The 21,645-nt window shown below is 64.2% G+C and carries 19 protein-coding genes; 2 read left to right on the forward strand and 17 right to left on the reverse strand.

The window, feature by feature from the left end; all coding sequences use genetic code 11:
- Window positions 1-7: 7 nt before the first annotated feature.
- The 9 genes from ssuC to R2N11_RS07860 form a co-directional block, all read right to left on the reverse strand.
- Window positions 8-814 (reverse strand): aliphatic sulfonate ABC transporter permease SsuC, encoded by an 807-nt coding sequence (gene ssuC, locus R2N11_RS07820; RefSeq protein ID WP_199027567.1) that lies wholly within the window; start codon window positions 812-814, stop codon window positions 8-10.
- A 10-nt stretch (window positions 815-824) separates the two neighbouring features.
- Window positions 825-1,988: an FMNH2-dependent alkanesulfonate monooxygenase gene (gene ssuD / locus R2N11_RS07825; protein ID WP_199027565.1), complete on the reverse strand. Its 1,164-nt coding sequence runs from the start codon at window positions 1,986-1,988 to the stop codon at window positions 825-827.
- Window positions 1,989-2,017: 29 nt separating this feature from the next.
- A complete protein-coding gene (locus R2N11_RS07830; protein ID WP_316680732.1) occupies window positions 2,018-3,040 on the reverse strand; it encodes an aliphatic sulfonate ABC transporter substrate-binding protein in 1,023 nt (340 codons plus the stop codon).
- A 5-nt stretch (window positions 3,041-3,045) separates the two neighbouring features.
- A complete protein-coding gene (locus R2N11_RS07835) occupies window positions 3,046-4,044 on the reverse strand; it encodes a sulfonate ABC transporter substrate-binding protein (RefSeq protein ID WP_316680733.1) in 999 nt (332 codons plus the stop codon).
- Between the two features lie 105 nt (window positions 4,045-4,149).
- Window positions 4,150-4,773, reverse strand: coding sequence for an NADPH-dependent FMN reductase (gene ssuE, locus R2N11_RS07840; protein WP_199027559.1), 624 nt, complete (start codon window positions 4,771-4,773; stop codon window positions 4,150-4,152).
- A 39-nt stretch (window positions 4,774-4,812) separates the two neighbouring features.
- Window positions 4,813-5,820 carry a sulfate ABC transporter substrate-binding protein gene (locus tag R2N11_RS07845; protein ID WP_316680734.1) on the reverse strand — a complete coding sequence of 336 codons (1,008 nt, stop codon included), beginning with the start codon at window positions 5,818-5,820 and terminating at the stop codon, window positions 4,813-4,815.
- A 209-nt stretch (window positions 5,821-6,029) separates the two neighbouring features.
- On the reverse strand, window positions 6,030-7,505 hold the full coding sequence (locus tag R2N11_RS07850) for an efflux transporter outer membrane subunit (RefSeq protein ID WP_316680735.1): 1,476 nt from the start codon (window positions 7,503-7,505) through the stop codon (window positions 6,030-6,032).
- Complete coding sequence (locus R2N11_RS07855) at window positions 7,505-10,621, reverse strand: efflux RND transporter permease subunit (protein ID WP_316680736.1); 3,117 nt, start codon at window positions 10,619-10,621, stop codon at window positions 7,505-7,507. The genes R2N11_RS07850 and R2N11_RS07855 overlap by 1 nt, the downstream gene beginning before the upstream one ends.
- Entirely contained in the window at window positions 10,614-11,762 is a 1,149-nt protein-coding gene (locus R2N11_RS07860) for an efflux RND transporter periplasmic adaptor subunit (RefSeq protein ID WP_316680737.1), read from the reverse strand. Before R2N11_RS07860 ends, R2N11_RS07855 begins: the two co-directional genes overlap by 8 nt.
- A 172-nt stretch (window positions 11,763-11,934) precedes the next feature.
- On the opposite strand from R2N11_RS07860, the gene R2N11_RS07865 reads away from it, so the two are divergent.
- Both R2N11_RS07865 and R2N11_RS07870 read left to right on the forward strand, forming a co-directional pair.
- Entirely contained in the window at window positions 11,935-12,630 is a 696-nt protein-coding gene (locus R2N11_RS07865) for a response regulator (protein ID WP_316680738.1), read from the forward strand.
- Complete coding sequence (locus R2N11_RS07870) at window positions 12,623-14,023, forward strand: sensor histidine kinase (protein WP_316680739.1); 1,401 nt, start codon at window positions 12,623-12,625, stop codon at window positions 14,021-14,023. The genes R2N11_RS07865 and R2N11_RS07870 overlap by 8 nt, the downstream gene beginning before the upstream one ends.
- A 71-nt stretch (window positions 14,024-14,094) precedes the next feature.
- Here the strand turns inward: R2N11_RS07870 and clpB are convergent, their stop codons facing one another.
- The 8 genes from clpB to thrC form a co-directional block, all read right to left on the reverse strand.
- Window positions 14,095-16,683, reverse strand: coding sequence for an ATP-dependent chaperone ClpB (clpB, locus tag R2N11_RS07875; protein ID WP_199027546.1), 2,589 nt, complete (start codon window positions 16,681-16,683; stop codon window positions 14,095-14,097).
- 82 nt (window positions 16,684-16,765) lie between these two features.
- Window positions 16,766-16,948 carry a hypothetical protein gene (locus R2N11_RS07880; RefSeq protein WP_316680740.1) on the reverse strand — a complete coding sequence of 61 codons (183 nt, stop codon included), beginning with the start codon at window positions 16,946-16,948 and terminating at the stop codon, window positions 16,766-16,768.
- A gap of 78 nt (window positions 16,949-17,026) precedes the next feature.
- A complete protein-coding gene (gene crcB / locus R2N11_RS07885; protein WP_199027544.1) occupies window positions 17,027-17,407 on the reverse strand; it encodes a fluoride efflux transporter CrcB in 381 nt (126 codons plus the stop codon).
- Window positions 17,408-17,422: 15 nt separating this feature from the next.
- The gene (gene moaE / locus R2N11_RS07890) at window positions 17,423-17,941 is read right to left on the reverse strand and encodes a molybdopterin synthase catalytic subunit MoaE (RefSeq protein WP_316680741.1); all 519 of its coding nucleotides are present in this window, start codon (window positions 17,939-17,941) and stop codon (window positions 17,423-17,425) included.
- A gap of 16 nt (window positions 17,942-17,957) precedes the next feature.
- Complete coding sequence (gene moaD / locus R2N11_RS07895) at window positions 17,958-18,215, reverse strand: molybdopterin converting factor subunit 1 (RefSeq protein ID WP_199027540.1); 258 nt, start codon at window positions 18,213-18,215, stop codon at window positions 17,958-17,960.
- Window positions 18,216-18,227: 12 nt separating this feature from the next.
- Window positions 18,228-19,487 (reverse strand): molybdopterin molybdotransferase MoeA, encoded by a 1,260-nt coding sequence (locus R2N11_RS07900; protein WP_316680742.1) that lies wholly within the window; start codon window positions 19,485-19,487, stop codon window positions 18,228-18,230.
- Window positions 19,488-19,568: 81 nt separating this feature from the next.
- Window positions 19,569-20,186 (reverse strand): uracil-DNA glycosylase family protein, encoded by a 618-nt coding sequence (locus R2N11_RS07905; RefSeq protein ID WP_316680743.1) that lies wholly within the window; start codon window positions 20,184-20,186, stop codon window positions 19,569-19,571.
- A gap of 4 nt (window positions 20,187-20,190) precedes the next feature.
- Window positions 20,191-21,636 (reverse strand): threonine synthase, encoded by a 1,446-nt coding sequence (gene thrC / locus R2N11_RS07910; RefSeq protein WP_316680744.1) that lies wholly within the window; start codon window positions 21,634-21,636, stop codon window positions 20,191-20,193.
- Window positions 21,637-21,645 lie beyond the last annotated feature (9 nt).

The raw sequence follows: 21,645 nt of genomic DNA on the forward strand, positions 1-21,645 counted from the left end.
GTTCTCCTCAGGCCACGACCTGATAACCGGGGTGCCAGCGCAGCCAGAAGCGCTCCAACGCCCGTGACAACAAATCAGCCAGCTTGCCCAGCAGCGCGTAGAGCAGGATGCCGAGCAGCACCACGTCGGTCTGCAGAAACTCGCGCGCATTCATCGTCATGTAGCCGATGCCGGCTTGCGCGGACACCGTTTCCGCCACGATCAGCGTCACCCACATCAGCCCCAGTGAGAACCGCACGCCCACTAGGATCTGCGGCAGCGCGCCGGGCAGGATGACCTCGCGATAGAGCTGCGCGCGCGACAGGCCGTAGCTGCGCGCCATCTCCACCAACGCCGGATCGACCGATCGGATGCCGTGATACGTGTTCAGGTAGATCGGGAAGAACACACCCAGCGACACCAGGAACAGCTTGGCCGACTCATCAATGCCGAACCACAGGATCACCAGAGGAATCAGCGCCAGCACGGGGATGTTGCGGACCATCTGCAGCGTGGTGTCGAGCAGTGTCTCGGCGGTGCGGAAGGTGCCGGTCAGCAGCCCCAGCGCCAACCCGAGCGAACCGCCAATCGCAAAGCCCAGCAGCGCGCGCCACGTGCTCACAGCCACGTGCGTCCACAGCTCGCCCGACCGCGCCAGTGCAATGGCGGATTTAGCCACGTCCAGCGGCGCCGGCAGGATGCGGTTCGACAGCCAACCCCATTGCGCCGACGCCTGCCACAACACCAGCAGCAGAAGCGGCACGATCCACGGCGCCAGACGCTGGCGCGCTGCGCGCACGAAGGCGTTGGCTTTCGTTGTCGATTTGGATGCCATACCCACCCCTTCAGCTTGCCGCCACGCGCGGCACGATGCCGGTGGCGATCACCTCGCCAAACGGCCCGTTCAGCACGTTGCCCGGCAGCTTGTCGCGCACCGAGCGCGGCAGCAGCGGGAACACCAGTTCGGCAAAGCGGTATGCCTCTTCCAGATGCGGATAGCCGGAGAGCACGAACGTGTCGATACCCAGGTCAGCGTATTCCTTCATGCGGGCGGCCACGGTTTCCGGATCGCCCACCAGTGCGGTGCCTGCACCACCGCGCACCAGGCCCACGCCGGCCCACAGGTTCGGGCTGATCTCCAGATCGGCGCGGGTGCGTTTGACGCCGTTGGCGTGCAGGGCGGCCATGCGCTGCTGGCCGGCCGAATCCATCTTGCGGAAGGCCTCCTGCGCGCGAGCAACGGTGTCGTCATCCAGCTTGCTGATGAGCTTGTCGGCTGCTGCCCACGCTTCCTCTTCCGTCTCGCGCACGATCACGTGCAGGCGGATGCCAAAGCGCACCGTGCGGCCATGCTTTGCGGCACGCTTGCGCACGTCGGCCAGCTTCTCGGCCACGGCGGCAGGCGGTTCGCCCCAGGTGAGATACGTGTCGACCTGCTCGGCCGCCAACTCATGCGCGGCTTCCGATGAGCCGCCGAAGTACACCGGCGGATGTGGCCGCTGCACTGGTGGGTACAGCACCTTGGCACCCTTCACGCTGAGGTGCTTTCCGGTGTAGTCAAGCGCCGCACCTTCGTGGCTGGCCGCCAGCGTCTCGCGCCAGATGCGGATGAATTCTTCGGAGGCTTCGTAACGTTCCGCGTGATTGAGGAACAGCCCATCGCCCTCCAACTCGGCCGGGTCACCGCCAGTGACCAGGTTCACCAGCAGGCGACCTTGCGAGAGGCGGTCGTACGTAGCAGCCATGCGTGCAGCCAGCGTCGGTGCCATCAGCCCTGGGCGCACTGCCACCAGAAAGCGCAGGCGCTTCGTCACCGGAATCAGGCTGGCCGCAACGATCCACGGGTCTTCGCACGAGCGCCCCGTAGGGATCAGCACGCCCTCGTAGCCCAGCGTATCGGCAGCCACGGCCACCTGTTGCAGATAGGTGTGGTCCACCTGGCGTGCGCCTTCGGCGGTACCGAGGTAGCGGCTGTCGCCGTGGGTGGGGATGAACCAGAAGACTTGCATGACTGCTCCTTGGAATGTGTTCTGCTCAGTTATGCGCGGGCGATGGCCAGTTGTGCTGGCGTCGGATGCCAGACGATTTCCACCGGCTTGACCGCACGCGGAATCAGCCCGAGCCCCTGGAAGGCATCTGCCACGCGCTGCTGCTCGGCAATTGCCTCGGGTGTGACCGGGCGCACCGGTGACGGCGGCCGGCGCGAGAGGAACAGATGCACCGTCGCCAGCGACAAGCCGGAGAAGTCCGCAAGGCGCTGCGCGGCTTCCTTGCGGTTTTCCTGGACGAGACGGTCTGCACGCGATAGCTCGGCAAAGATTGCGGCAAGCGTGTCGCCATGCCGTTCGGTACAGGCCGTCGGCGCAAAGTAGAACGAGTTGTTGGACGACAGCCCGCGCCCCGTGGCCAGCACGCGCGGCTTGATGGCCAGCTCTGTGGCGGCGTAGTACGGGTCCCAGATGCCCCAGGCATCGACCGCGCCGCGCTCGAAGGCGGCACGCGCATCGGCAGGCGTCAGATACACGGGCTGGATGTCGGCAAAGGTCAGCCCGCCCTTCTGCAGCCCGCGCACGATCAGGAAATGCGCGCTGGAGCCCTTCTGCAGCGCCACACGCTTGCCCTTCAAATCGGCCAGCGTCTTGAGCGGCGAGCCCTGCGGCACGAGGATGGCCGAGCTGTCCGGCTTGGGCGGCTCCACGCCCACGTAGCGCAAGTCCTTGCCAGCCGCCTGCGCGAACACGGGCGGCGTATCGCCGGTGATGGCCAGATCCAGGCTGCCAGCGGACAACGCTTCCAGTTGTTGCGGCCCAGCCGGAAACTCCAGCCAGCTCACCTTGGTGTCAGGAAAGCGCTGCTCCAGCGCGCGGGTTTCCTTGACGATGACGAGGTTGACCGCGCTCTTCTGAAAGCCGATACGCAACTGTGCGGGCGGCGTGATCTTCGGCAGATTCGCGGGTGCGCCCGTCGTGTTTGCAGCATGGGCTACCGAACCGAGCGCAGCCAGCGATACACCAGCGGCAGAGGCTGTCAGCAAGCGGCGGCGTTGAATATCAATGGTCATGGCGATCAACGTGCGGCTTGCTGCGTAGCGGGCTGCGGGTTCCAGGCGGAGTCCGCCACCTTCACCGGACGCGGGATCAGCTTGAGCGCGTGGAAGGTATCGGCAATACGTTGCTGATCGGCCAGCGCTTCGGCACCGACAGGCTGGATGCCGTAAGCAATGCGCGAAACCGAGCGGGCCACCACGGCAGGCTCCAGGCCCAGTTGCGGACCGAGAATGGTCGTCACGTCCTTCGGGTTGGCCGCTGCCCACGTGTCGGTCTTCTTCAACTCATCGAGCACGATGTTCAGCACATCGGGCCGCGCAGTCGCGTAGCCCTTTGACGCCAGGAAGTACTGCGAGTTGTTGACCACGCCCGTGCCGTCGGCCAGCACGCGTGCGCCAAGTTGATGCTCGGCAGCAGCAAAGAACGGGTCCCAGATCACCCAGGCATCAACGGCGCCACGCTCAAAGGCGGCACGCGCATCTGCGGGCGTCAGGTAGACGGGCTGGATGTCGCTGTAGGGCACGTTGGCCTTCTCCAGCAGCTTGACCAGCAGGTAATGCACGTTCGAGCCCTTGTTGAAGGCGACGCGCTTGCCTTTCAGGTCTGCCACGCTCTTGAGCGGCGAATTCTTCGGCACGATGATCGCCTCGCCTGCCGGAGCGGGCGGCTGGTTGCCGACGTAGACGAGATGCGCGCCGGCAGCCAGCGCGAAGATCGTCGGCGCTTCACCAGTGGTGCCGAAGTCGATGGCGCCCACGTTCAGACCTTCGAGCAACTGCGGGCCAGCGGGAAACTCGGTCCACTTCACTTCGATGCCTTGCGCAGCGAGGCGCTTTTCCAGCGTGCCGCGCGCCTTGAGCACCGTCAGCGTGCCGTATTTCTGATAGCCGATGCGGAGTTGCTTTGCAGCCGTCGGTGGTGGTGCATCGCTGTTGGCAAATGCGGCGGGGGCGCCCAACGTGGCGAGCAGCGTGGCGGCGATGGTCAGGGTCCTGCGCAGGGGCGAATGGTTTTTCATGGCTTGGTCGATACGGGATGTAGGGGCGGCACGATCCGCGCGCAGGCGCTGCGCGGCATGACAACAACGGAAAACGTCGAGAGCGAGCGACGCGCGTTCAGCGCATCAGGCCAGACATCGCATTCGTTCCGCGCCGGCGGTCTGGAACGTGGCGCGCACCGCGCTGCGGCTGGAGACGATCACCTGCGCAACAGCGGGATGCCGTGCCAGCGCAAGCGCCTGGTGCACACGCTCCACACCGTCATCGAGACGCTGTTGCAGTTGTGGGTCAACCACCACGCCATCGTCGGCCACGACGATCTGCGAATCGACCGCAAAGATGCCGGGCAGGATCGAACGCGCCGCGAGTGCCGTCAGCACCGGGCGCAGCGCATAGTCAATCGCCAGCGTGTGGGCGAGGCTGCCGCCGGTGGCGATCGGCAGCACGACCTTGTCGCGCAGCCCGCTCTGCGGCAGCAGATCAAGAAACGTTTTGAGCAGGCCGCTGTAGGCCGCCTTGTAGACCGGCGTGGCGAGAATCACCACAGCAGCCCCCTCCACCCGCGCCACCGCATCGGCAATGGCGGGGTTGGAGACCTGCGCGCCCAGCAGCGCATCGGCTGGCAGGCCGCGCAGGTCCAGGTGGTCCGCCGACTCGCCAGCGCGCTCAAGCTGTGCACGCACGTGGCCCAGCAGGCGCGCAGACCGCGATTGCGCCGAAGGGCTGCCGGAGATGGTCAGGATGCTCATGATGCGGATCGCCTGGAGTCGTTACACGTTGCGTGGGTTTTACTTGCCCGGTTGATAGAGCTGGTCAAACTGACCACCATCAGCAAAGTGCGTCTTCTGCGCCTTCTGCCAGCCGCCGAACGTATCGTCGATGGTCACCAGCTTCACCTTCGGGAATTCGCTCTCGTGCTTCTTGGCCACGGCCGGGTCGGTCGGGCGATAGAAATTCTTCGCGCCAATCTCCTGCCCTTGCGGCGTGTACAGGAACTTGAGGTACGCCTCCGCGGCCTTGCGTGTGCCCTTCTTGTCGGCCACCTTGTCCACCACCGCCACCGGCGGCTCCGCCAGGATGGAGATCGACGGCACCACCACGTCAAATTTGTCCTTGCCCTCTACGCGCGAGGCCAGCAGTGCTTCGTCTTCCCACGCGATCAGCACATCGCCAATCCCGCGTTCCGTGAAGGTGGTCGTTGCACCACGTGCGCCCGAATCCAGCACCGGCACGTTCTTGTAGAGTTTCTGCACGAAGTCGCGGGCCGCTCCGTCCGAACCGCCCGGCTGCTTGAGCGCATAGGCCCAGGCGGCCAGGTAGTTCCAGCGTGCGCCGCCCGAGGTCTTCGGGTTGGGCGTGATGACGGCAATGCCCGGCTTGACGAGGTCGTTCCAGTCCTTGATGCCCTTCGGGTTGCCATTGCGCACCAGGAACACGATGGTGGACGTGTACGGCGAGGCATTGTTCGGCAGACGCTTCTGCCAGTCCTTGGCGGTCAGGCCCTTGTCGGCAATCGCGTCGATGTCGTAGCCAAGCGCCAGTGTCACCACGTCGGCTTCCAGGCCATCGATGACCGAGCGTGCCTGCTTGCCCGAACCACCGTGCGAGGCACGCAGGGTGATGTCTTCACCTGTTTCGGCCTTCCATTTCTTGGCGAATTCGGTGTTGATCTCTTTGTACAGTTCGCGCGTCGGGTCATACGACACGTTCAGCAGCGTCGTTGCCGCGTGCGCACCTACAGTTCCCCCCGCCACGATGGCAGCCGCGATGGTGTTGAAGACAAACTTGCGAATCATCTTGCTGGCTCCGTTTCTTACGTCTTATGGATTTGGATAGGAGCAAGACTACCGAGCGGGCCTTGTACGGGGAACGAATGGTTTCAGGGAATGTTCATCGTTTTTTGCATAAGAGAGACTGACACGTAGCCTCCCCAGAAAGAAAACACCCTGCGAGGGTGGCCCGCTCGCAGGGTGAGGATCGCGCTCTTCTTTCTTGATGGCGTGGCTTAACTGCTGCCTGCGACTTGCTCTTCACGCGCCCACCAGCCACCGCCCAGCGCCTGCAGCAGCGCCACGGAATCGACAAACCGGTCCGCGCGGGCTTGCGCAACGCTCACCAGGACTTGCTGATACGCCTGCTCCGCCTGCAAGACGGCGGGCGAGCCGACCATGCCGGCTGCCAGTTGGCGCTGCGCCATATTCAGGCTCTTGCGAGCGGCCAGTTCGGCCTTGTGTGCGCTTTGCAGGGAGCGCGCATCGGCTTGGATGGCGTGCAGCGTATCCGCCACGTTCTGGAACGCCGTCAGTACCGTACTGCGGTATTGCGCGGCTGCCTGGTCATACAGGGCCTCTGCGGCACGTTGTTGGTGCATCAGGCCGCCGCCATGGAAAATCGGCACCGCCAAGCCAGCCGAGAGATTCCACAGGCCCGTACCGCTGGAGAACAGCATGCGCAGCAACTCCTCCGAGCTGCCGACGTTGCCGGTCAAGGTCACGCTGGGCAGGCGTGCTGCAATCGCCACGCCAATGTCCGCACTGGCCGCATGCAGTTGCGCCTGTGCCGCCCGAATGTCGGGCCGCTGCTCAACCAGTTGTGACGGCAGGCTCAGCGGCAGTTCAGCCGGCAGATGCAATGCGTCCAACTCGAACCGCTGCGTGATCTCGTCGCTCGGGTAGCGGCCAGCCAACACGGTGATGAGGTTGCGCTGCTGCGCCAGTTGCTTCTCAAGCGGGGGCAAGCTGGCCTCCATCTGCGCGAGCGCGGCTTCCTGCGCAGCCACGTCGGCGCCGCCCAGCAGCCCTGCGCGCTGTTGCTTGCGGGTGGCTTCCAGCAACTGGTTGGCGACCTTCACGGCCTCCTGCGTCGCCCTGACCTGCGCACGCAGCGCTGCCTCCTGGATGGCTGCATTGACCACGCTGGAAGTCAGCGTCAGGTAGGCGGCCTCGTACTCGAAGCGCACCGCCTCCGTCTGGGCTGCTGTCGACTCAACCTGCCGCCGGACCCCACCGAACACGTCGGGCATGTAGGACACCACGAGCTGCGACGTATGTAGCGAATAGAGATCCGCGTTGGACTTGAGCGGGCTGGCGATCGCCTTGGCATTCCGTGTGCGTGACGAGTTGTGCGAACCATCTAGCGTTGGGAAAAAGTCGGCCCGCTGCGCCGCCAGGTTTTCCTGGGCGGCACGCAGTGCGGCCTTGGCCGACTGCAGGTCGGGGTTCGCCTTGAGGGCCTCTTCCACCAGCGTATTCAATGCGTCGGAGCCGAACAGCGTCCACCACTTGGCCGAGACGGCCTGCCCCTGGTTCAGGCGCTGGGGCTGCCCGTCCTGCGTCGGTGTCGCTACGGTGGTCGCCGGTTGATTGGCCGTGTATCCGGGCACATCCGGAGCCGCCGGGCGCTTGAAGTCTGGCCCCACGGCACAACCCGCGGCAGTCACCAACAGCACGACGCTGGCGGCAATACATGTCATGCGGCGCATTACGATTCCCCCTCCGTTGCAACATAGGCGACCGGGCCTTCCGGACGCTTGCGTCGGGCGGCTCGCTCTTCAATCAGGTAATACAGTGCGGGCAACAACACCAGCGTGAGCACGGTTGCGCTGGTCAGACCGCCCACCACCACGGTGGCCAGCGGCCGCTGCACATCGCTGCCAAGACCGTGTGCCAACGCTGCGGGAATCAAACCCAGCGCGGCCACGGTTGCCGTCATCAGCACCGGGCGCATGCGCTCACGCGCGCCGCCCACCACGGCGTCTTTCAGGCTGAGGCCGGGCTGCTTTCTCCAGCGGTTCAGGTTGGAGACCATGATGATGGCGTTGAGCACCGCCACCCCAAACAGGGCGATGAAGCCCACCGCAGACGACACGTTCAGCGTCATGCCGCGCAAATGCAACGCCACCAGCCCGCCCAGCGTGGCCAACGGCACCGCGCACAGAATCAACGCAGGCTGGCGCAGGTTCTTGAACTCGGCAAACAGCAGCACGAACATCAGCGCCAGCACCATCGGCAGAATCAGTGCCAGGCGGGCTTGCGCACGCTGCTGGTTCTCAAACTGGCCGCCCCACGCAATCTGGTTGCGCGTGTGGTCGTACTGAATCTCCTGGTCGATGCGCTGTTTGGCTTCCTCCAGGAACGAGGCGAGATCGCGCCCACGCAAGTTCAGCCGCACGGTCAAGTGGCGTTTGTTCATCTCACGCGTGATGGTGGTTTCCCCTTCGGCAAAGCCCACCTTGGCGATCTGCGCCAGGGCAATGTGTGCGCCGTTGGCGGTGGTCAGCGTCAGGTTTCCGATGGATTCTGGGTTGTTGCGCGAGGTGCCGACAAAGCGTGCGGCCACGTCGTAGCTGCGGTCTTCCACGAACACCTTCGTGACCGGGCTGCCGCCAATGCCGGTCTGGATCAGGTCCATCACATCGGCAATGTTGATGCCCAGGCGGGCGGCCGCTGCGCGGTCCACATCGATACGTACCTGCGGCAGCGGCGGTTCCTGATCGATGATCACGTCCTGCGCACCGGGCACGGTCTTGAGCAGTTGCTCGATCGACGCGGTCAACTGCCGGGTCTGCGCAAAGTCGTTGCCGTAGACCTTGACCACCAGATCGCTGTGCGCACCGGCCAGCTTGTCGAGCACGCCATCGATCATCGGCTGCGAGAAGCCCACCTGAATGCCGGGCAACTGTTGAAAGCGCTCGGCCATCTTGGCAATCAACTGCTGCTTGTCGCGGCCGGTCTTCCATTCGCTGTACGGATGCAGCGTCACCGCGCTTTCAATGTGTGACGGCGAGAACGGGTCCGTGCCCTCATCATTGCGGCCGACCTGCGTGACGATATGTTCGACTTCCGGAAACTCCAGTGCAGCCTCGCGCAGCTTGCCGGCCATCTCCGATGCCTTGTCCAGCGAAATGCCGGGAGGCAGCGTCACCTGCAGCCAGATCGAGCCCTCATCCAGATAGGGCAGGAAATCCCGCCCGATGGACGCACCCAGAATCACCACCCCCGCCAGCGTGGCCACAGCCAGGCCAATCATGGCGCGCGACTTGCCGACCACCCGGTTGAGCAACCCCTCATAACGCGGCGTCAGCCACTGCAACACCGGGTTGTGGAACATCTTGGCCGGCTTGCGATACGCCCAGTACGCCAGGCCAGGCACCAGCAACAGCGCCACCAGCAGCGCGCCAAACAACGCAAACCCCACCGCAAACGCCATCGGCGAGAACAGCTTGTACTCAATGCGCTGGAAGGCAAACAGCGGCAGGTAGGCCACGATAATGACCACCATGCCAAAGAAGATCGGGCGCGTGACCTGACGCGCGGCGGCCATGATGTCAGCGCCGTCCAGCTCGCGCCCTTCCTCTTCTTCACGCTTGCGCAGGATGTTTTCCATCATCACGATCGCACCGTCGACGATGATGCCGAAGTCGATCGCACCCAGCGACAGCAGGTTGGCCGGAATCTTGAAGTGGTGCATCAGGATGAACGCGGCCAACAGCGAAAACGGAATCGTCACCGCCACGATCAGCGCCGCACGCGGGCTGCCCAGGAACAGCAACAACACCAGCGACACCAGCACCATGCCCTCAATCAAGGTCTTGCCGACGGTGTGGACGGTGGCCTCCACCAGCTTGCTGCGGTCGATATACGCCACCACCTTCACGTCCTTCGGCAGGATGTGCTCGTTGAGGTCGCGCACGGCCTCGTGCACCCCTTTCATGACGACGGACGGGTTCTGGCCGCGCAGCAGCAGCGTGATGCCCTGGATCGTGTCGGGATTGCTGTCCCGGCCGAGAATGCCGTTGCGCTCGTGGTTACCCAGCACGACCTGGCCGATGTCCTTGATCAACACCGGCACACCGCCCTTCTGGCTCACGACAACGTTGCCGAGATCATCCAAGTTGCGGATCAATCCGACGCCGCGCACCACCAGGCCCTGCTCCCCGCGTTGCATGATGCTGCCGCCCGCGTTGGCGTTGTTGGCCTGGATGGCCTGCGAGATCTGGCTCAATGACACGTTGTACTTGGTCATCTTGGCCGGATCGAATTCGAGCATGAACTGCGTGGTCAGGCCGCCAAAGTTGGCCACATCCACCACGCCGGCCACCTGCTTCAGGCGCGGGATGACTTTCCAGAACTGCAGCTCCGACAGCTCACGCAGATCGCGTGTCTTGGATTCGAGCGTGTAGCGGTAGATCTCGCCAATGGGCGAGGTCAGCGGGTCCATGCCCGGCTTGGCACCATAGGGCAGATCGACACCGTTGATGCTCTCCTGCAGGCGCTGGCGCGACCAATAGTCTTCCGCGCCATCCTGAAACACCACGGTAATCAGCGACAGCCCGAACGTGCTCTTGGAGCGCATCACATGCATGCCGGGCGTGCCCATGATGGCGCGCTCCAGCGGAATGGTGATCTGCTGCTCGACCTCTTCCGCCGCCAAGCCATTGACCTGCGTCACGACCTGCGAGCTGGTGTCGGCAATATCGGGATAGGCTTCAAGCGGCAACTGCTTCCACGAGTACCAGCCGTATAGCGCGGCCATCAGGAAGACCAGCACGACAATGCCGCGCCGGTTGAAGCATAGCGTGACCAGACGTTCAATCATTGAGCAGCACTCCGTCCTTGGTCACCACGCGCTCACCGGCCTTCAGGCCCGAGAGGATCTCGATCTTGTCGCCAACCTGTGCACCCGTCTTGACCACGCGTGCCTGGAACTGCCACGGCGCCACCTCGACAAACGTGCGCGTGTTGAAGCCCGACTGCACCAGCGCCGACATCGGCACGATCACGCCGGTATGCGGCTGGCCCTGCAGCGTGGCCTGCGCAAACATGCCGGGCTTCAGGTGCCCGTCCTTGTTGTCGAATGCCATGCGCACCTTCACAGTGCGCGTGTCGGGGTCGAGCATTTCGCCCACGTAGCGCACCTTGGCCGCCAGCGGTTCGGCGTAGGCATCGAGCTTGACGGCAGCCGCTTGGCCAACGTAGACCTTGGACAGATCCTTTTCCTGCACGTTGGCCGTGACGAACACGCGGGACAGATCCGCCACCGTCATCACCGACGCATTGCTGTCGTTCCAGTACCCGCCGGTGGCACCATTGAGCTCGACAACGCGGCCAGAGATGGGCGAGCGCACCGACAGAATGTGCCCGCCGGACACCTTGGCCCCACCACCCTTGGCACCAAGCTGTGCCAGCTTGTTGTTGGCGCGCTCGGCCTCGCTCATGGCCTGTGCATAGTCGTTCTGTGCCTGCTCAAGATCGCGTCGGGGCGTAATGTCGGCCTTGTCCAGGTCAGCCAGGCGATCCAGATTCTTCTTGGCCAGCACAAGCGCCGCTTGCGCCTTGGCCGCGGTGCTGGTCGCCTCGGCCAGGTCTGCCGAGTCGAGCGTGAACAGCACGTCGCCAGCCTTGACCTCATCCCCCAACTGCTTGTTCAGACTCACGATGCGGCCCGACAGCGGCGGCAACACCTTGACGAGCTTGCCCGGGTCGGCCTCCACCGAGGCCGGCAGCACGAACGCCGCAGAAACGGCGTCTTCCGACGCGGCCGCCACCACCAGCGAGCGGCGCAGCGGCGAGGCCTCCGGAATCACGATGCGGTCATCCTGATGCTGAACGGCGACCACCGCCTGAGCACTGGGCTCCTTGGCATGCAGGGACAGCGCGCCCCACAGGCAAGCGCCCGCCACGGCTAACGTGATGGCGCTATAGAGAAGTCGTTTGGAAGAAGTCGAGGAGGCTTGCATGGCGTGCTCCAATACATGCGTGTTGATGTTCTGCGCATCCGCTCCATGAGGACGCGGTCGCCATGCTACGCAACGATGTTGCAGCGCAACCTGAATTCTTCTTCAGGAACATCAACCGGTCGCATTGCTAGAATCCCGCCGTCCTGCCGCCCCATGCGTGCTGTGCTACCCGATGAACATCCTGCTGATCGAAGACGACCGCAAAGCCGCCCGCCTGCTGGCACGAGGCCTGGAAGAAGAAGGCTTTACGGTGGCGCTTGCGCACGCGGCGGAAGAGGCACACGAGCCGATGATCCGGTCCGCCGATCTGGTCATCCTCGACTGGATGCTTCCTGGCAAAGAAGGCGTGACGTTTTGTGCCGAGTTGCGCCGGCGTGACATCCAGACCCCGATCCTGATGCTGACCGCACGGGACGCGCACACCGACCGCATCACCGGCCTCAACACCGGCGCCGACGACTACCTGACCAAGCCCTTCGTGTTTGACGAACTGCTGGCCCGCGTTCGCGCGCTCCTGCGCCGGGCAAGGCTGGTGCCGATGCCCGCGCTGGCCATGGGTGACCTCAAGCTTGAACCCACCACACGCTCGGTCATGCGGGCAAGTACGGCCATCGACGTCACACCCAAGGAATACGCCATCCTGGAGCTGCTCTTGCGCCATGCCGGTGGCGTGGTCAGCCGCGCTCAACTTGCAGAACACATCTGGCATGCCGACCTCATCGCCATCGACAACCTGATCGATGTGCACATGAAGAACCTGCGCCGCAAGATCGACCCACCTGGCCTGCCGGCGCTCATTCAAACCGTACGCGGACAAGGCTTTCGCCTGAGCACACAGGCACACGCACAATCGGATCACCATGTTTAGTTTTCAGCGCCGCCTGATCCTTGCGCACTGGGCTGTGATTCTGATCGTTGTGACGGGCGTGGCCTTTGCCGCGTGGTGGGAGCTCTCGCGCATCGCCCATCGGCAACTGGACGCCGCGCTGCTGGCACTGGCAGAAACCGAGGCCGGCATGCTGCTGGGTAGCAAAGACCAACCCATCCGCGTGCATGAAAAGCCTGCAGGCACGGCGCCACCTTCCCTGGTGCGCCTGGACCGTCTGGTGCAGATCGTCGATGCACAAGGGGATGTCCTTGCGCGCAGTGCCAACCTGGGCACGACCCGTCTGCCGACATCTCCGACGTTGCTCAGCCGTCTCACGCAAGGCGAAACGGTTTTCGAGACCCTGCAGGATTTCAGCGAAGAGCCGCTGCGCATGGTGTCGCTGCCGGTACTCACCGGCGGTGCATCCCCCAGGGTCATCCAGGTTGCGGGATCGCTGGACGACGTCAATCGGCTCCTGGACTCGGCAGTGGTGCTGTTCGTCGGGCTGGCCATTGCGCTACTGCTCGCTGTCGGCACGGCGGGCTCCATGCTCACACGGCGCGTCTTTCGTGCCATCGACAACGTCGTCAAGCAGGCCCGCCGAATCGGCGACAACAATCTCGACGAGCGCCTGCCGCATCCCGGTACGTCTGACGATATCGGCAAGCTCGTGGACACGCTCAACGACATGCTCGATCGCCTTGAACACGGCTTCGACATGCAGCGCCGCTTCACGGCCGATGCCTCGCACGAGTTGCGCTCACCGCTATCGCGGCTGCGTACCGAGCTTGAGGTGACGCTGCGGCGCGAGCGCAGCCGCGAAGAGTATGTCGAGACCCTGCACTCGTGCGTGGAAGAAGTCGGACGGCTCACGCAGATGGTGGAAGAACTGCTGATGCTCGCGCGCCTGGATGCTGGCCAGGACCAGGGCATGCAGGAGGTCGTACCGGTGGTTGAGCTCGTGCAGGCATGCGTCAAGCGTATCGCACCCGCCGCCCAGGATCGCGGCATCGTCCTCGCCACCCAGGCGGGCACGAATCAGCCCATCCGTATCGCCCGTGCTCCGGCAACCCTGGCCCTGAGCAATCTGCTGGACAACGCCGTCAAGTTTTCGCCGGCGGGCACCACGGTCGAGATTGCCTGGTCGGCCGAGCATGGCGACGCCATCCTGCAAGTCAGCGACCATGGCCCCGGCATTCCCCCTGCCGAGCTGCCGCACATCTTCGAGCGCTTCTACCGTGGCGCGCGTGCGCGGGCGAGTGAGACGCCGGGTACGGGTCTTGGGCTGGCGCTTTCGCAGGCCATCGTGCAGGCACACGGCGGTCGAATCGACGCGGCGAATGCGCAGGAAGGCGGCGTGATTTTCCGCATCAGCCTGCCACGCATCACCTGACAGCACGTTGATGAAGACATAAAAAAAGCCCGTCACAAAGACGGGCTTTCTCAAACATCACGCTGCGCAGTTCAGTGCACCACGCGCTCGAACGTGAAGTGGCCGTCGCGGTAGTCCACCGGCACCACATCCTTCGGGGCGAACTTGCCCTCCAGGATCATCCGCGCGACCGGGTTCTCGATCTGCTGCTGGATGGCGCGCTTCAGCGGCCGCGCACCAAACACCGGGTCGTACCCAGCGGAGGCCAGCTTGGCAACCGCCTCGTCCGTGATCTCCAGCGTCAGGTCCATCTGCGCCAGACGTGCCGCCAGACGCTTGAGCTGGATGCGCGCAATCGACTCGATATTGCGCTGGTCGAGCGAGTGGAACACCACCACCTCATCGATCCGGTTCAGGAACTCGGGGCGGAAATGAGTCTTCACCTCCTGCCACACGGCGCCTTTCACCACATCGAACGGTTCACCCGTCATCGACTGGATCAACTGCGAGCCGAGGTTGGACGTCATCACGATCACCGTGTTCTTGAAGTCCACCGTGCGACCCTGGCCATCGGTCAGGCGGCCATCGTCCAGCACCTGCAGCAGCACGTTGAAGACGTCCGGGTGGGCCTTCTCCACCTCATCGAGCAGCACCACGCTGTACGGCTTACGGCGCACGGCTTCGGTCAGGTAGCCGCCCTCCTCATAGCCGACATAGCCCGGAGGCGCGCCGATCAGACGGCTCACGGAATGCTTCTCCATGAACTCGCTCATGTCGATGCGGATCAAGTGCTCTTCCGAATCGAACAGGAAGCCGGCCAACGCCTTGCACAGCTCAGTCTTGCCGACGCCCGTCGGGCCCAGGAACAGGAACGAACCGTAAGGCTTGTTTTCGTCCGCAATGCCGGCACGCGAGCGGCGGATGGCGTCCGACACCAGGCGCACGGCCTCGTCCTGGCCCACCACACGTTCGTGCAGACGGTCTTCCATCTTGAGCAGCTTCTCGCGCTCGCCAGTCATCATCTTCGACACGGGGATGCCCGTAGCACGGCTGACGACTTCGGCAATTTCTTCCGCGCCCACCTGCGTGCGCAACAGTTTGTTCGGCTGCTTCTGGCTGGCGGTCTCCGCGTCGGTCGCGGCCTTCAGCTTGCCTTCCAACTCGGGCAGCTTGCCGTATTGCAGTTCGGCCACCTTGTCGAACTTGCCTTCGCGTTGCAGCTTGGCAATCTCAAGTTTGATCTTGTCGATCTCCTCCTTGAGCACGGCCGTGCCTTGCGCTGCGCCCTTCTCGGCTTTCCAGATTTCATCCAGATCGGCGTATTCCTTCTGCAGGCGTTCGATCTCCTGCTCGATCAGCTCCAGGCGTTTCTGCGAAGCTTCGTCGGTTTCCTTCTTCACCGCTTCGCGCTCGATCTTGAGCTGGATCAGGCGACGATCCAGCTTGTCCATCACCTCGGGCTTCGAGTCGATTTCCATCTTGATGCGCGCGGCCGCTTCGTCGATCAGGTCAATTGCCTTGTCCGGCAAGAAGCGGTCCGTGATGTAGCGGTGGCTGAGTTCCGCCGCGGCCACGATGGCCGGGTCGGTAATCTCCACGCCGTGGTGCAGTTCGTACTTCTCCTGCAGGCCACGCAGGATGGCAATGGTCGCTTCCACGCTCGGTTCGTCCACGAGCACCTTCTGGAAGCGGCGCTCCAGCGCGGCATCCTTCTCGATGTACTTGCGGTATTCATCCAGCGTGGTCGCGCCGATGCAATGCAGCTCGCCGCGCGCAAGTGCGGGCTTGAGCATGTTGCCCGCGTCCATCGCACCTTCGGCCTTGCCCGCGCCCACCATGGTGTGGATTTCGTCGATGAAGAGGATGGTCTGGCCCTCTTCCTTGGCGATGTCGTTGAGCACGGCCTTCAGGCGCTCTTCGAACTCGCCACGGTACTTGGCACCGGCCAGCAAGCCCGCCATATCCAGCACGAGCACGCGCTTGCCCTTCAGGCTTTCCGGCACCTCTTCATTGACGATGCGCTGCGCCAGCCCCTCAACGATGGCCGTCTTGCCCACGCCCGGCTCGCCAATCAGCACCGGGTTGTTTTTGGTGCGGCGTTGCAGGATCTGGATGGCGCGGCGGATTTCGTCATCGCGGCCGATGACAGGGTCGAGCTTGCCGCTTCGGGCACGCTCGGTCAGGTCGATCGTGTACTTCTTGAGCGCCTCGCGCTGGCTTTCGGCCTCGGCGCTGCCGACGGTCTGGCCGCCGCGTACGGCGTCGATGGCCGATTCGAGCGCTTTGCGAGCCAAGCCGTGTTCGCGTGCGATGCGGCCGGCCTCGCCCTTGTCGTCAGCGGCGGCCAGCAGGAACAGCTCGCTGGCGATGAATTGGTCGCCACGCTTGATGCCTTCTTTCTCGGTCTGCTGCAGCAGGTTGCCCAGGTCTCGGCCGACCTGCACCTGTTCGCCCCCCTGCACCTGCGGCAGGTGCTTGATGGCACGGTCCAGCGCCGTGTCCAGCGCACCCGTGTTGACGCCCGCGCGGGCCAGCAGGTTCTTGGTGGCTCCATCCGGCTGGCGCAGCATCGCCAGCAGCAGGTGGATCGGTTCGATGTACGGATTGTCGTTGCCCAGCGCCAGGCTCTGCGCGTCGGCCAGCGCTTCCTGAAAGCGGGTGGTCAGTTTGTCCAAACGCATATAAAACCCCTTGCGGAAATTATTCACTTGCTCCGAAAGATTGGGAGCTTCGGTGGCATTTCAAGCATGGAAACGCCGGTTTTCATGCAGGTTTGAACAAAATCAAGCGGAGATGCGGATCTCGGCGCGTCGCCGTTTGATGTGCCGCTTTCGTCTCATTCAGTGCGCAGGCAGTCACCGCCTCACCCGAAGTCGTTACCGAAATGCGATCACCCGCGGTCAGCGTATTCGTGAAGTTCGGTACGTTGGTCGCGCTGATGGTCATTTCCGCTTCAGGCGTGCCACCGTGCGGGTCCGTGCGTTGTTCGCCATGTGAACCCACGACGCATGCTAACGACGCGAATCAACTGAATGTACGCACCGTCCAGAGGCCGAGCAGCGTGAGGAACAGCGAGCCACCCAGATGTGCCACGACATGCAGCACGCCGATCGCATAGTCACCCGCCAGGATGTTGGCGATGACCTCGCTGGAAAACGTCGAGAACGTCGTCAGGCCGCCGAGGAACCCGGTGATGACCAGCAGGCGCCACTCCGGTGACAGCCCTGCATGCACATCGAAAAAGCCCACCGCTACGCCAATCAGGTAGCCCCCTACCAGATTAGCTGCCAGCGTGCCGTACGGTAACGCCGGATTGATCGCATTCCACAGTACAGCGAATACCCAGCGCAGCCAGGCCCCCAGCGCAGCTCCTACCCCGACTGCCAGAAAGCCCAATCCGCTCATGCGGCCCTGTCCTTGTTATTCGTAATCGTTGGGTTGGGCCGGTACGCTGGCCGCCGTGGAGGCGGCAGCCGCGTTGCTGGTGGTGACTCCCCAGCGGGCGAGTGCCTTGTCGTCGGTCACGCGCGCGTCGACCCAGCGCGCGCCCTCGGGCGTCTGCTCCTTCTTCCAGAAAGGCGCCTCGCTCTTGAGGTAATCCATGATGAATTCGCACGCGGCAAAGGACTCGCCGCGGTGCTTGGAGGCCACCGCCACCAGCACGATCTGGTCTTCCGGCCTGAGCTTGCCCACACGGTGGATGACCAGCGCGTCAATCAGCTCCCACCGCTGCCTGGCCGCGCTCACGATGTTGGCGAGTGCCTTCTCGGTCATGCCGGGATAGTGCTCCAGCTCCATCTCCGACACACCGGTTCCGTCGTTGATGTCGCGCACGGTACCGATAAAGCTGGCCACCGCGCCAATGTTCGGGCGGCCGGCGCGTAGTGCGGCAATCTCGGCACCGAGGTCGAAGTCGGCTTCCTGCACACGGACGGTCATGGTCGCTCTCCTTCGCTCAGCCGCCAGTGACGGGCGGGAAGAATGCGACTTCGCAGCCTTCGTGAATCGCGGTATCGGCAGGCACGATCTGGTGGTCCACCGCCATGCGCAGGGCGCGGCCCTCAGCCAAGACATCGGCCCACACCGGACCACGCGCCATCAACCAGTGGCGCACATCGCCCGCTGTGCGCAAGGTGTCTGGCACGGTCACCGCCTCATGCGAGGTCCCCAGTTGTTCACGCACGCTGGCAAAGAAACGAAGCTCGATCTGCATGGCCATCGCTCCTTACACCAGACCTGCGAACGGCAGGAAGCTCACCACGTCGCCCTGCGCGATCGGCTGGTTGGGCGGGTTGTCGATCAGGCCATCGCCCCACACCGTGGAGGTCAGCACACCCGAACTTTGATTCGGGAACAGGTCGAGCCCGCCATTGGCGTTGATGCGCGCACGCAGGAACTCGTTGCGGCGATCGCCCTTCGGTAACGCAAAGTCCGCACGCATCGGGATACGTTTCGGGGCAATATCCGTCACGCCTTGCAGGTGCAGGATGAACGGCCGCACAAACAGCAGGAAGGTCACGAAGCTAGACACCGGGTTGCCTGGCAGGCCCAGAAAGAACGCGGTCGGCCCGCCGACCATGCCTTCGGGGCGGCGCACCTCGCCAAAGGCCAGCGGCTTGCCCGGCTTGATGGCGATCTGCCACATGTTCAGGCGCCCTTCAGCTTCCACGGCGGGCTTGATGTGGTCTTCCTCGCCCACCGACACGCCGCCGGACGTGATGATCAGGTCGTGCCCCTCGGCGGCTTCGCGCAGCGTGTCGCGCGTGGCCTGCAGCGTGTCGGGCACGATGCCGAAATCGGTGATGTCGCAGCCAAGGTTTTCGAGCAGCGCGCGCAGCGTGAAGCGATTGGAGTTGTAGATGGCGCCGAGCTTGAGCGGCTCGCCGGGCATGGCAAGTTCATCGCCCGTAAAGAACACAGCCACACGCGGGCGGCGCACCACCTGCAGGTTGGCACAACCGACAGAAGCGGCCAGGCCCAGTTGCTGCGCACCGAGGCGTGTGCCGCGCGGCAGGATTTCTGCGCCGTCGGCAATATCCTCACCGGCGCGGCGAATCCACTCGCCGGATTCCGGCACGTGGTCAATGACGACGGTGCCCGTGTCCGGATCAGCCTTGCATTGCTCCTGCATGACCACCGCATCGGCGCCCGGCGGAATCAACGCGCCGGTAAAGATGCGGGCCGCCTCGCCCGCATTCAGCGGCTGACCGACGTGGCCCGCAGGAATGCGCTGCGCCACCTTCAGGCAGGTGCCCGGCGCGGTGATGTCGGCCGCGCGCACGGCGTAGCCATCCATCGACGTATTGTCCGCCGACGGTACATTCAGGCTACTGTGTACAGCTTGCGCGAGGATGCGGCCATTGGCGTGCAGCGTTGGCACGGTTTCGGTGTCATGTAGAACGCGGGCGGCCGCAAGCAGTTGCGACAGCGCCGCTTCGAGCGTCAGCAAGGACGGTTTGACGGCGGGAGCATCGTTGGCGGACATGCGGAAATGGGAAAACGAATTCGAAAGGGAGATTTCGATTGTATCGGTTCCAGGCCGATGCCATGCATCAGCCCAGGCGTATCACGCGAATGCGTCAGCCAGCGCAATCCGCAGCGCCGGCACGATGTGCGCGTCGAACCACGGGTTGTGCTTGAACCAGGCAAGATTGCGCGGGCTCGGGTGCGGCAGCGGAAACAGCACGCGGCCCTCCCCGTCCGTCACAGGCCCATTGCGGACCACATCGGTGAGCGACCAGTCGCGCGGACCATCGAGGTAGTAACGCTGCGCGTAGGTCCCGACCAGTAGCGCGAGCTTGACCTCGGGCATCGCAGTCAGCAAAGGGCGATGCCATTTGGGGGCGCACTCTGGGCGCGGCGGCAGATCGCCGTTCGCGCCGGTGCCGGGAAAGCAGAAGCCCATCGGCACCACGGCGATGCGCCTGTCGGCGTAGAAATCGTCGTACGGGATTTGCAGCCACTGGCGCAGGCGATCCCCCGAGCGGTCGTTCCAGGGGATGCCGGTTTCGTGGACGATGCGCCCAGGCGCCTGCCCGACGATCAGCACGCGGGCACGGCGGTCAGCCAGGACAACGGGGCGCGGCTCGTGCGCGAGCGCGCCCTTGCACGCGCGGCAGGCACGGATGTCGTGCAGGCAACGTGTGAACGCTGCCTCGGCCACGTCATCCGGCACGCCTGCCATGCCTTTACAGACCGGTGTGCTGGGCGATGTAGCTCTTGATGCGGTCGGCATCGGCAGGCATGACTTCGAAACGCTGCGGCAGCGATTCGATATCAGCGTAGCCTGCCGGGCGCTCCGGCTCACGGTCCAGCGCTTCGCGGATGGTGTCGCCAAACTTGGCCGGCAACGCCGTTTCCAGCACCACCATCGGCACACCCGGCGTCAGGTTCTCGCGCGCCACCTTCACGCCGTCGGCGGTGTGGGTGTCGATCATCGTGCCGTAGGTGGCAAAGACGTCACGGATCGTGTTGACGCGGTCTTCGTGTGAGCTACGGCCCGAGACGAAGCCGAACTCGGCGATGCGGTCAAACTCCGGCTTGCCGGTCATCGAGAAACCGCCCTTCTCGTCCACGTCCCGGAAGAGCTGCGCGAGACGCGCCGGGTCACGGCCCAGCAGGTCGAACACGAAGCGCTCGAAGTTCGAGGCCTTGCTGATGTCCATGCTCGGGCTGGACGTGTGGTAAGTCTGCGCGGCCGAGCGCACGCGGTACGTTCCGGTGCGGAAGAACTCGTCGAGCACGTCGTTCTCGTTGGTGGCCACCACCAGCTTGTCGATCGGCAGGCCCATCATGCGCGCGATGTGGCCCGCGCAGACGTTGCCGAAGTTGCCCGACGGCACGCAGAACGACACCTTGTCGCCAATCTTCGGGGCGGCCAGCAGATAGCCCTTGAAGTAGTAGACGACCTGGGCAACGACACGCGCCCAGTTGATCGAATTGACCGTGCCGATCTTCTGGCGGGCCTTGTACTCGTGGTCGTTGGACACGGCCTTGACGATGTCCTGCGCATCGTCAAACACACCCTCAATGGCGATGTTGAAGATGTTCGCGTCTTGCAGGCTGAACATCTGCGCGGTCTGGAACGCGCTCATCTTGCGGTGCGGACTCAGCATGAACACACGCACGCCGCGCTTGCCGCGCATGGCGTACTCGGCCGCGCTGCCGGTGTCGCCAGAGGTGGCGCCCAGGATGTTCAGCTCGGCGTGTTCGCGGTCGAGCGCGTATTCGAACAGGTTGCCCAGCAGCTGCATCGCCATGTCCTTGAAGGCCAGGGTCGGGCCGTTGGACAGGCACAGCAGCGACAGTTGCGTGCCGCCTTCCTCACCCAGCGTGTGCAGCGGCGTGATGTCGGCCGCGTTGTCGCCCTGGCGCGTGTTGCAGTAAACCTCAGGCGTGTACGTGCGGCGGACCAGCACGCGCAGGTCGTCTTCGGGGATGTCGGTAGCGAACTTGCGCAGAATCTCGAACGCGAGATCCGCATACGGCAGGTCGCGCCAGCGGGTCAGTTCATCTGCACTGACTTGCGGATACTGCTCGGGCAGGTACAGGCCGCCGTCCGGCGCCAAGCCGCCCAGCAGGATGCGAGAGAAGCTCTGCGGCTCTGCGTGGCCGCGGGTCGATCGGTATTGCATGCTCATGGC

The sequence above is a fragment of the Ralstonia flaminis genome (assembly GCF_958415495.1).
Lineage (GTDB): Bacteria > Pseudomonadota > Gammaproteobacteria > Burkholderiales > Burkholderiaceae > Ralstonia > Ralstonia flaminis.

Coding starts and splice junctions, on each gene's coding strand:
- ssuC (WP_199027567.1), bottom strand. CDS start 814: ATGGCATCCAAATCGACAACGAAAGCCAACGCCTTCGTGCGCGCAGCG.
- ssuD (WP_199027565.1), bottom strand. CDS start 1,988: ATGCAAGTCTTCTGGTTCATCCCCACCCACGGCGACAGCCGCTACCTC.
- R2N11_RS07830 (WP_316680732.1), bottom strand. CDS start 3,040: ATGACCATTGATATTCAACGCCGCCGCTTGCTGACAGCCTCTGCCGCT.
- R2N11_RS07835 (WP_316680733.1), bottom strand. CDS start 4,044: ATGAAAAACCATTCGCCCCTGCGCAGGACCCTGACCATCGCCGCCACG.
- ssuE (WP_199027559.1), bottom strand. CDS start 4,773: ATGAGCATCCTGACCATCTCCGGCAGCCCTTCGGCGCAATCGCGGTCT.
- R2N11_RS07845 (WP_316680734.1), bottom strand. CDS start 5,820: ATGATTCGCAAGTTTGTCTTCAACACCATCGCGGCTGCCATCGTGGCG.
- R2N11_RS07850 (WP_316680735.1), bottom strand. CDS start 7,505: ATGCGCCGCATGACATGTATTGCCGCCAGCGTCGTGCTGTTGGTGACT.
- R2N11_RS07855 (WP_316680736.1), bottom strand. CDS start 10,621: ATGATTGAACGTCTGGTCACGCTATGCTTCAACCGGCGCGGCATTGTC.
- R2N11_RS07860 (WP_316680737.1), bottom strand. CDS start 11,762: ATGCAAGCCTCCTCGACTTCTTCCAAACGACTTCTCTATAGCGCCATC.
- R2N11_RS07865 (WP_316680738.1), top strand. CDS start 11,935: ATGAACATCCTGCTGATCGAAGACGACCGCAAAGCCGCCCGCCTGCTG.
- R2N11_RS07870 (WP_316680739.1), top strand. CDS start 12,623: ATGTTTAGTTTTCAGCGCCGCCTGATCCTTGCGCACTGGGCTGTGATT.
- clpB (WP_199027546.1), bottom strand. CDS start 16,683: ATGCGTTTGGACAAACTGACCACCCGCTTTCAGGAAGCGCTGGCCGAC.
- R2N11_RS07880 (WP_316680740.1), bottom strand. CDS start 16,948: ATGACCATCAGCGCGACCAACGTACCGAACTTCACGAATACGCTGACC.
- crcB (WP_199027544.1), bottom strand. CDS start 17,407: ATGAGCGGATTGGGCTTTCTGGCAGTCGGGGTAGGAGCTGCGCTGGGG.
- moaE (WP_316680741.1), bottom strand. CDS start 17,941: ATGACCGTCCGTGTGCAGGAAGCCGACTTCGACCTCGGTGCCGAGATT.
- moaD (WP_199027540.1), bottom strand. CDS start 18,215: ATGCAGATCGAGCTTCGTTTCTTTGCCAGCGTGCGTGAACAACTGGGG.
- R2N11_RS07900 (WP_316680742.1), bottom strand. CDS start 19,487: ATGTCCGCCAACGATGCTCCCGCCGTCAAACCGTCCTTGCTGACGCTC.
- R2N11_RS07905 (WP_316680743.1), bottom strand. CDS start 20,186: ATGGCAGGCGTGCCGGATGACGTGGCCGAGGCAGCGTTCACACGTTGC.
- thrC (WP_316680744.1), bottom strand. CDS start 21,636: ATGCAATACCGATCGACCCGCGGCCACGCAGAGCCGCAGAGCTTCTCT.